Genomic DNA, 7,233 nt, shown 5'->3' on the forward strand with positions numbered 1-7,233 from the left:
CTAAAAAAATACAATAACTAAAATTAAACATTTTAATTTAAAAAGTAACAAATTAATACTATTTTCATAATATTATATTGAGATAAAAATATCTTAATATAAGCTAGGAGTGGATAAGCTTGGGTAATTACAAAAGTACCAAAAAACATTATATAGAGTCTGACAAAAAATGTAATAAATCATTCTCTTACGATGAAAATTATTATAAGGAAAAATACGATGACAAACATTGTGGTAATAAATATAAAGATGATTATTACTACACAGACAAATATCCAAAAGACATATACTGTGATAATTATTGCTGTAAAGATAAATATCCAGATGATAAATGCTGCGACAATGATAAAAAATGTAAAAAATCAGATTCATTTCCATCAGATTGTTGTACAGAAACTATAAGACAAGCTCTTAAAATTATAAGAGAAGCTGCACGTTCTTTAGGAAACTCTGCAACATTAGATGTGGTAATATATACAACTGATGGAAGCACTTTTACTATAACTTTTACTAGAAATAAGTGTTCAGTAGAAATAACAGATGATGCTATTATATACAACTGTGTAGCTATAGCTTTAAATAGCATATCAAAAATAGAAATATTAACTAGTTCTTTATCTGAAAATTTTAGAAATAGACTTTTAAATAAATTGTACGCTTTGGCTGAAAGTTGTGAAAATCCTTATTTAGCATATGACTTAGATGATGAAAGTTATTGTCCAAGATGTAAAAAAGAAAAATGTAACTGTAAATGTGACAATACTTTAGGAGATTATGTTGTAAACAATGTTGATGAACTATCTGGAGTAGGCCGTATTGGAGATACTAGACCAATATTTGCTGTAAGTGAGGTAAATACTACTCTTGTTGTAAATAATGTAGAGCCAATTTTAGATACTGAACAAGTATTAGAAACTGCTGAAGTTAATGCTTCTTTTGTAAATGTTGTGGCTGATGTAAACACAATAAGCACAGGTGTAGTAAAAAATATAACTACAAATAATCAACAAGTAGTTAGAGATATACAACAAACTACGGAAAGAATTCTTACTGCATCATTTGCTGATGATGTTAATGTTGTGGCTAGTGTTTCTCCTTTTACTACATTTGTAGTGCAAAGCGTAACTACAAATGGTAATAATATAAGTGTTGTAAATAACTATTCTACAGATCAAGTTGTAAGAAGTATTACAAAAGCTAGTGAAGTTGTTACTAATATTGTGGATTATGATACAGCTCAGCTTGTAAATGAAATAACTACTAGCGAAGTACAGGTAGTACAAAGTATAGATGAGTTTCCTGTCAATGTAATTGGTTCAGTATCTTCAACAACATTACTTGGAGTATCAGGTGTAACTTATGCTACTAAAAATGTTATAAATAGTGTAACTCCAGTTAGAGAAACAGTAATAATTGCTTCTGATCCTTCTTTTGCTGATGCAATAACTGAAATTGATACTAATACTATTACAATAAATCAAGATATTTCAATATCTACAGCACCAGTTGTAACTGATGTTCCTTACACACCTATAAATGTTGTAAATGGTATTACAACTAACAGAATACAAATAGTTGATGGTATGACTGTATTTGCTGGTGAAGCTGTGGAGGATTTGTCATTTACAACAACTCCTCTTGTAGATGATGTAGATTCTACTACCATATCAGTTGTAAGTTCAGTTACATTTGATGCTACTGATGTATTGTTACATTCTGAAAATCATTTTGCGATAGATAATGTTTTGAATAATCTTGATGTGGATACTAATACACAAGAGCCAAGATCAGTTTCTGTTGGAAATTGTTTAGGCGAAGGTGCTCTTGAAGTTATAGCTGAAAATGTACCTGTTTCAATAGTTAATTTTACTACTAATTTAACAAATAAATTAAACTGTATGATAAAAGATATAAATGAGATATTAAAAAAATGTTGCTGTGATGATAAATATGACGATGATTGCCATGATAAGTGTAATTGTTATGATAAATGTGATTGTAAGAAAGATAGATATGACAAGTATAACTGCTATGAGGAGAAAGAAATATATAGAGACAAATGTAAAGATAAGAAGCATCGTTGCCCTTCTATACCATACTTTAAAGTTTGTGACTTACTAGAAGATGTTTATTTTGATTTAAATGCAGATGTTACTATAAATGGAGAGCCAGTAGTATCAAGTTGTGTTGATATTTCAGTATTTGATGAAAGTACAGATAATTATCTTCATAATGTGAATGAAGGTTATTTGGCAGATGGTGTATTGGCTGGATTTAGTGAAGATGAGCACGAAAATATAGTAGGAGATTTAAATGTATCATTTGCTGATGTAGTTAATAGTGTAACTTATACAACTATGAATGCAGTAAATAGTATAACTTTTACTAATACAGATGTAGTTAATGATGTAGACTTTAATACTCAAGTTGTTAACCAATTGCTAAACTTTACTACAGCAGATGTTGTTAGAAATATTAATCCACAAAGAAGTAACTTTGTTAATAGTGTAAGCTTAGTAAACCCAGTAGAAGTAGTTTCTTCTATTACTACTTCCACAGATGCTTTCGTATCTGAACTTGATACTGATACTGCTAGAATAGTTACAGATATCACTTCTGGAACTACTGCTGTAGTATCTTCTGTAAATGCTATTACCGCAGTTTATGTAAATAGTATTACAACAAGTCCTCAGACTGTGCTAAGAGATATAACTCCAAATGCTGTAACTGTAGTTAGAAATGTATTTTATGAAACTGAAGAAGGTGTATCAGATTTAGTAACTAGAGATCAAAGATTCTTAACTAATGTGACTCCTTCTAATATTTCAGTAGTTTCTAATTTAACTTTAGGTAGCGCAAATGTAGTAAGTGGTATCGGAGTTTCAGGAGTACAAGCAGTTTATGATGTAAATCCAAGATCAACTAATGTAACTAGATTAGATAATACTAATCTAACAACTGTTGTAACAAATGTAAGACCAGTAACTCAAACTGTTACTACAATAAATACAATCTCTACTGGAACAGTAGTATCTGTAGGAACTATTTCTAGGGTAGATGTTGTAGATGCTGTAGAATTAGATACAGAAAATGCAACAGTAGTTACTAATGTTGAGCTTGAAATCTCTACAGTAGATGTTGTAGAAAGTATTGATGGTGAAAATGCTAATGTACTAGCAGGAAATTCTAGAGAAGGTATATCTCCTGTTTCAGCAAGAGCTGGTAATGGCTTACTAATATCAGAAGAACCTAATGGAGATATTAGCATATATTCTTTATGTAAACTACAATCTGTTGAAATTGACAGTGAAGAATGTGAATAATAAATTTTATTAACTAATGATAAGGGGATGGCATCTATACTAGGTGCCATCTTTAATAAAATTTTATTATGGGGGTATATTATGCAAACTCTTAGTTTATGTATGATTACTAAAAATGAAGAAAAAAATATAAAAGCATGTTTAGATAGCATGGTAAACATTGCAGATGAAATAATAATTGTTGATACAGGTAGCACGGATAGAACAATTGAAATAGCAAAATCTTATGGTGCTAAAGTTTTTAGTTATAAGTGGAATGATGATTTCAGTGAAGCTAGAAATATTTCTTTAGAAAAGGCTACAAAGGATTGGATAATAGTATTAGATGGTGATGAAGTATTACCAAAAGAGGATGGTAAAAAATTAAAAAATATTATTAATGCTACATCTATGGAAGCATTATATTTACGATTAGAAAATATAGTTGATAATAAAAGCTTAGGCGATGCTGTAGTGCTTAGAGTATTTAGAAATAATAAGCTTTATAGATTTAGAAATAAAATGCACGAGCAAGTAATCTTTTCCATAGAAGAAAATGGTGGAAAAGACAAAATTCAAGCAACAAATTTAAAAATATTACATTATGGCTATGATCCTAAAATATATAATATGGTGGATAAACAAAAAAGAAATTTAAAAATATTAGAAAGTTATCCAGAGGAAGATAGAGATGGATATTTTTATTATTCCATAGGGAATGAATATTCACGAGCCAATGATATTAACAAATCACTGGAGATGTATTATAAAGGTCTAGGATTTGCAAGAAATAATTATCCTGATAAACTTCCAAGTTATTTACCTTATTTAATTCTTAACATATCAAAAAGTTTAGCTAGTCAAAAAAAATATGATGAAGCAATAAATATATTATCAGAATTCAAAAACAAATACCCCAATTTTAGAGACTTATATTTTCTACAATGTTTATATTATATAGAAATAGGAAAAACAACAAAAGCAAAAGATGCTTTATTAGAATATTTAAACTGTGAATATTCAATGTATATGTATCCTGACAATAATTTTGAGGATTCATATAATATGGGAACTATTCTTAGACAATTGAGAAAAGCATCTATTCCTACACCAGAGTATTTACTAAGTGTATTAATAGTGGGAGGTTCTTATGATGATACTTTGTTACTAAGTATAAAAAGTATAAATGAAATTTCTAGTGAAGTAATTGTTTCTATTCCTAATTCTTCTATTATTGATAAGGATATTATTAATAACTTTGGAGCAAAAACAATAAATATTAATAGCAATGATGGAAAGGATATGATTTTTAAGGGTATAAAAGAATGTAGAGGAGAGTATATTCTTATTTTAAAGGAAAGAGAAATTATTGAACATGACACTCAGTCAGCTTTAATCAACTTTTTAAGAACAACAGAAGAAAACTTTTTTAATTTAATAATTAAAGATAATAATGCTAAAACAAAATTGGGAGAATTTAGATTATTGAGAAATGATGAAAAGGTGAGAAATACTAAAAATTTTGAGGAGTTAATAAAACTTGTTAATAAAGAAAAAACAAAAACTTATGATGTTAATATACTTAAGATATAAATTAAAAAATTCGCTTCGCTCATGTCGCCAAAATTGAGAAGCATATCGTCAACGATATATCCTCGTTATCACTTTAAGCCACAGCGTGGGCGATATGAAATTTTAGGCAACTTCGTTGCTCAAAATTTAATTTTTTACTACTTATTGGATGCATTAATTTTACTTTGGTCTAGAAGTTTTCCGCAGATTTAAAGTGAATATAATATCCTTGTAAGTAAAATAGTACTTGTTTTAATGATTTTCTAATCAATAAAACAAGTACTATTTTTGTATAAGGTTATTTATTATTTATTTAATTCAGCTAAGTCTTTAGCAATGTTAGCAGCAACTTTAGCATTGTTGTAAACAAGTTTTATATTAGAAGCAAGAGATTTTCCTTCAGTTATAGTTTTAACTTTGTCTAATAAGAATGGAGTAACTTGTTTTCCGCCTATGTGCTTTTCTTCAGCTTCTTTTAAAGCAGATTCTATAGCGTTAGTTATAGTATCGTAATCCATTTCGAACTCTTCTGGAATAGGGTTAGCTATAACCATACCACCTTTTAAGTTTAAGTCCCACTTAGCTTTTAAAGCCTCAGCAACTTCTAATGAAGAGTCAACTCTGTAGTCAACACCAAATCCTGATTTTCTAGTGTAGAAAGCAGGCATTTCTTCAGTTCCAAATCCAACAACTGGAACACCATGAGTTTCTAAGTATTCTAGTGTTAAACCTATATCTAATATTGATTTAGCTCCAGCACATATAACAGCAACATCGGTGTTAGCTAATTCTTCTAAGTCAGCAGATATATCCATAGTAGTTTCAGCACCTCTATGAACTCCACCTATACCACCTGTAGCAAATACTTTAACACCTGCTAAATCAGCTAATATCATAGTAGTAGCAACTGTAGTAGCTCCAGTTAATTTTTTAGATATTATAAAAGGTAAGTCTCTTCTTGAAGCTTTAACTACGTTTTTGCTTGTAGCTAAGAATTCTATTTCTTCTTTAGTTAAACCAACTTTTAAAACTCCATCTATTATAGCTATAGTAGCAGGAACTGCACCATTTTCTCTTATTATATTTTCAACAGTACTTGCCATTTCAACATTTTGAGGGTATGGCATACCATGAGATATTATTGTAGATTCTAAAGCAACTACTGGTCTTCCTTCTTTTACTGCTGCTTCAACTTCTGGATGTATTTGTAAGTATTTTTTTAACATTATATTAACTCCTTTATTGTTTTATTTATTAAATCCTCACTTAAATTAGGATTGATTGTATTTTTATGAGATAGGGCTAAAATCGAAGCTCCAACAGAGAACTTTGCAGTTTCTTCTATATTAAGATCATTCATAAATCCATAAATAATTCCTGACATAAAAGCATCTCCAGCTCCTGTAGCATTTACTATATCAATTTTAACACCAGGTATATGTAGTGTTTGTTCTTTGTTTGCACAATATACACCATCACTGCTAAGTGTTATAAATACACTCTTTACACCTTTTTCTATAAAGTAATCACAAGATTTCTTAGCATCATCTAAATTTTCTATTTTTATTCCAGATAAAGTTTCTGCTTCATACTTGTTTAGTTTGATACCTTCAAACCTATTAAGTATATCTTTTATTTTTACACATTTAGCAGTAGAAACAGTATCTACGAAAATTGGTAAATGGCTGTGATTTCTTGTAATAAAGTCTATAGTTTCCATAGATAAGTTAGTATCTATAACTATAGCTTTAGAGTCATTTATTGACTTGTATTTTGAATGAATAAAAGATTCATCCAGCTTTTCAATAATGTCCATATGACTTATGGCAAGTTGCATATCTTTTGAATCATTTAATATAGAAACATAAATTGAAGTAGAGTATTCATCTGATACAAAACAATCATTTACATCTATATTTAAATTTTTACACTCAGAAAGAATAGTATTCCCATATAAGTCATTTCCTATAGCTGAAATAAGTTTAGTGTTTACACTAAGTCTACTTAAATTTTCTGCTATATTTCTACCAACTCCACCCATGGATATGTCTACACCGCCAGGGTTAGAGTCATACATTACTAGAGGATTGTTTGGAAATCCTTGAATATCCATATTTGATCCACCAATAACTGTAACGTAATTTTCTTTTCTTAAAATGTAACCTTTTCCTAATATCTGCCCTTTTTTCATTAAATTTGTTATATGAACAGCTACAGAAGTTCGAGATATATTAAGCATATCGGCTAACTCTTGTTGAGATATCATAGGATTACTTTTTAGGATTTGTAAAATTTCTTTTTCTCTATAAGTCATTTAATCACCTAAAATTAATATTTGTTTATAAAGATAAACATAGAT

Annotated in this window: 4 protein-coding genes; 2 read left to right on the forward strand and 2 right to left on the reverse strand. The window is 29.0% G+C overall.

The window, feature by feature from the left end; all coding sequences use genetic code 11:
• Nucleotides 1–119 precede the first annotated feature (119 nt).
• Nucleotides 120–3,323: a hypothetical protein gene (locus tag NSA58_RS13025; RefSeq protein ID WP_257560539.1), complete on the forward strand. Its 3,204-nt coding sequence runs from the start codon at nt 120–122 to the stop codon at nt 3,321–3,323.
• An 81-nt stretch (nt 3,324–3,404) separates the two neighbouring features.
• Nucleotides 3,405–4,895 (forward strand): glycosyltransferase, encoded by a 1,491-nt coding sequence (locus NSA58_RS13030; RefSeq protein ID WP_074429881.1) that lies wholly within the window; start codon nt 3,405–3,407, stop codon nt 4,893–4,895.
• A gap of 284 nt (nt 4,896–5,179) precedes the next feature.
• On the opposite strand, the gene NSA58_RS13035 is transcribed toward NSA58_RS13030, so the two are convergent.
• Nucleotides 5,180–6,100, reverse strand: a complete 921-nt coding sequence (locus tag NSA58_RS13035; protein ID WP_074429880.1) for a pseudouridine-5'-phosphate glycosidase — start codon at nt 6,098–6,100, stop codon at nt 5,180–5,182.
• Complete coding sequence (locus NSA58_RS13040) at nt 6,100–7,188, reverse strand: PfkB family carbohydrate kinase (protein ID WP_039678203.1); 1,089 nt, start codon at nt 7,186–7,188, stop codon at nt 6,100–6,102. Before NSA58_RS13040 ends, NSA58_RS13035 begins: the two co-directional genes overlap by 1 nt.
• Nucleotides 7,189–7,233 lie beyond the last annotated feature (45 nt).

The organism is Terrisporobacter muris (assembly GCF_024621905.1).
In the GTDB taxonomy this organism is placed as follows: Bacteria; Bacillota; Clostridia; order Peptostreptococcales; family Peptostreptococcaceae; genus Terrisporobacter; species Terrisporobacter muris.